This window comes from Rhodopseudomonas sp. BR0C11, from assembly GCF_010820945.1.
GTDB lineage: Bacteria > Pseudomonadota > Alphaproteobacteria > Rhizobiales > Xanthobacteraceae > Rhodopseudomonas > Rhodopseudomonas palustris_H.
Genome location: NZ_QTKI01000484.1, coordinates 1 through 3,272 on the forward strand (window position 1 = coordinate 1; position 3,272 = coordinate 3,272).

Consider the following 3,272-nt stretch of genomic DNA (forward strand, 5'->3'; position numbering starts at 1 on the left):
CACTTACGAGACCGCCAAGGCGGCGGGCCTGCCGCTCGAGCTGCTGAACTTCAACGTCGAACTGGAAACCGCCGGCGGCCACACCCGCGCGGCGCGGCTGTCGCTCGACAGCCTGGCGATCGGCAAACTGGTCGAGCGCTCGGTCCCGGCCCTGGTGGTGCCGCGCGGCCAGATGAAGACCAACCTGCTCGGGATGAGCTTCCTCGACCGCCTCGAAAGCTGGGAAGTCCGTGCCGACCAGCTCCGGCTGCGCGGGTATCCCTGATCGGACCGGGCTTTAAGCGGCCGCGATCTCCGCCCGCTCCGTCACCGCCACCATCGCCTTCAACAGCACGCTGGCGTCGGCGTCTGGCTTGACGCCGAATTCGGACAGATAGCGGCGGAACGCGCGCGCGCCGGGTACGCCCTGATACGCGCCGATGACGTGGCGGGTGATCGCGCGGAGCCGCAGGCCTTGCGCAAGCTGGCGCTTGATATACGGGATCAGCGCTTCGAGCGCCTCCTTCATCGAGGCATACGGCGCAGGATCGCCGAACAGCTCAGGATCGACCTCGAGGAGCCGCCACGGCTCCTGATAGGCAGCGCGGCCGAGCATCACGCCGTCGACGTGCTCGAGATGCCGCGCGGCCTCCGCGATGCTGCCGATCCCGCCGTTGATGATGATCGGCACCTGCGGCATCGCCTGCTTCAGCCGATACACCCGGTCGTAATCGAGCGGCGGGATATGGCGGTTCTCTTTCGGCGACAGCCCGTTCAGCCACGCCTTGCGGGCGTGCACGATCAGCGCGTCGGCGCCGGCTGCGACCACCGCGCGCGCCAGCGCGTCGAGCGCGACTTCGGGGTCCTGATCGTCGATCCCGATCCGGCACTTCACCGTCACCGGCACAGAGACGGCGCGCTTCATCGCGGCGACGCCCTCGGCAACCAGCTCCGGCTCCGCCATCAGGCAGGCGCCGAACCGGCCCTCCTTCACCCGATCGGACGGACAGCCGACGTTGATGTTGATCTCGTCGTAGCCGAAGTCCTCGCCGATCTTCGCCGAGGTGGCGAGGTCGTTCGGATTGGAGCCGCCGAGCTGCAGCGCCAGCGGATGTTCGCTCGCATCGAAGCCGAGCAGCCGCTGCCGGTCCCCGTGGATCACCGCTCCGGTGGTGACCATCTCGGTGTAGAGCAACGCACGCTTGGTCAGCAGCCGATGGAAGACCCGACAGGGGCTGTCGGTCCACTCCATCATCGGCGCGACGGAGAAGCGATGTGGCTGATGAAGCTGCATATTTCAGTATGTCGGCGGATTGGCTGGCGGCGTCAAGGCTGCTGGTAGCCCGGGAATCCGGCGATTTCCAGCCCGTTCTGGCACTGCCCTCCCCGCGCGGCGAGGGAGCAGTCAGCGTCCAGATTCCGCGCGCCGGCGCAGGATCGCCGGGAGCGATGCGCTGAACCTGGCGCGGGCCGCCTCCAGGAGCCCGCCGACGCGTTGCCGCAGCGATGATGTCGAGGCCGGATCGCGGCAGAACCACGCCGCGTACAGCGCCGGCAGAAACAGCAGCGTCAGCACGGTGGCGACCAGCAGCCCGCCCATGATCGCGACCGCCATCGGGCCCCAGAAGCTCGACCGCGTCAGCGGGATCATCGCCAGCACGGCACTAAGTGCGGTCAGGACCACCGGCCGCGCCCGGCGAACGGTGGCGCCGACGATCGCCTCCTCGCGCGGATGCCCCGCCGCGATGTCCTGCTCGATCTGGTCGACCAAAATCACCGAGTTGCGAATGATCATGCCGGCGAGCGCGATCAGTCCGAGCAGCGCGACGAAGCCGAACGGCTTGCCGAACAGCAGCAGCCCGGCGCAGGCGCCGATCAGGCCGAGCGGCGCCGTCAGCAACACCAACGCCAGCTTGGCGAAGCTCTGCAGCTGAAGCATCAGCACGGTCAGCATCACCACCAGCATCGCCGGCACCACCGCGAACAACGCACCGTTGGCTTTCGACGAGTCCTCGATCGCCCCGCCGAGTTCGATCCGGTAGCCGGCCGGCAGGTGCTGGCGCAGATCGGCCAGCGCGCCCCACACCACCGACGAGACGAACGGCGCCTGCACGCCATCGCGTACATCGCTGCGCACGGTGATTGCCATGTCGCGGTCGCGCCGCCACTGGATCGCCTCCTCGTGGCCTTCGCGGATCTCGGCGATCTGCGACAGCGGCACCGGCACGCCATTGCGCGACAGCACAGTGAGATCGTCGATGGCGCCGAGATCGTTGCGCTGCGCCGCGATCGCCCGCGCCACCACCACGACCTTCTCGGTCCGGTCACGCACGGTGGTCACCGGCGCGCCGGTCATCAGCATCTGCAAGGTCTGCGAGATCGTCTGCGGATCGAGCCCGAGCGCCCGCGCTCGATCCTGATCGACCACCAGACGCACCGAGGGCATCTGCTCGTTCCAATCGAGCTGCGGCTCGATCACGTTCGGATTGCCGCGCATGATATCGCGGACCTGGTAGGCGATCGATCGCACCGTGTTCGGGTCCTCGCCGATCACCCGGAACTGCACCGGAAACTTGATCGGAGGACCATAGGCCAGCCGCTTCACCCGCACCCGCGCGCCGGCGATCGCGCCATCGGCGACGGCCTGCTCGATCTTGCGCTTCACCCGCTCGCGCGCGGCGCTGTCCTTGGTGACGATGACGAGTTCGCCGTACGACTCGTTCGGCAGTTCGGGATTGACGTTGAGCAGAAAACGCGGCGGGCCTTTGCCCACATAGGTGCTCCAGGTGACGACGTCGTCATCACTTGCGACCAGCGCTTCGGCCTGCTGGGCATTGGCGAGCGTCGCCTCGATCCCGCTGCCGCCCGGCAGCCGCAATTCGACAAACAGCTCGGTGCGGTCGGAGGTCGGGAAGAATTGCCGCTGAATCTTGCCGAAGCCGACGATCGAGATCGCGAACGCCGCGATGGTGATGCCGATCACGATCAGGCGGTGATGGATGCACCAGGTGACGACGCTGCGAAAGCGTCGATACAGGCCGTTGTCATAGACCGCGTGCGCGGTGCCGGTGCTCAGCGAGTGCGGCAACAACACGAAGCCGAGATACGGCGTCAGGATCACCGCCACAGCCCACGACGCCAGCAGCGCAATGCCGACCACCCAGAAAATGCTGCCGGCATATTCGCCGGTGCCGCTCGCCGCCATGCCGACCGGCAGAAAGCCCGCCGCGGTGACCAGCGTGCCGGTGAGCATCGGAAACGCCGTGGACTCCCAGGCGAATGACGCAGCGCGC

Annotated in this window: 3 protein-coding genes; 1 reads left to right on the plus strand and 2 read right to left on the minus strand. The window is 67.7% G+C overall.

The window, feature by feature from the left end; all coding sequences use genetic code 11:
• Positions 1–265 (plus strand): TIGR02281 family clan AA aspartic protease (locus tag DYI24_RS23830; protein ID WP_164574082.1); only part of this gene is annotated, 265 nt, incomplete at its 5' end.
• 12 nt (positions 266–277) lie between these two features.
• Here DYI24_RS23830 and dusA read toward each other — a convergent pair.
• A complete protein-coding gene (dusA, locus tag DYI24_RS23835; RefSeq protein WP_164574083.1) occupies positions 278–1,273 on the minus strand; it encodes a tRNA dihydrouridine(20/20a) synthase DusA in 996 nt (331 codons plus the stop codon).
• A gap of 111 nt (positions 1,274–1,384) precedes the next feature.
• A partial coding sequence (locus tag DYI24_RS23840; protein ID WP_164574084.1) for an efflux RND transporter permease subunit occupies positions 1,385–3,272 on the minus strand: 1,888 nt, incomplete at its 5' end.

Coding starts and splice junctions, on each gene's coding strand:
- dusA (WP_164574083.1), bottom strand. CDS start 1,273: ATGCAGCTTCATCAGCCACATCGCTTCTCCGTCGCGCCGATGATGGAG.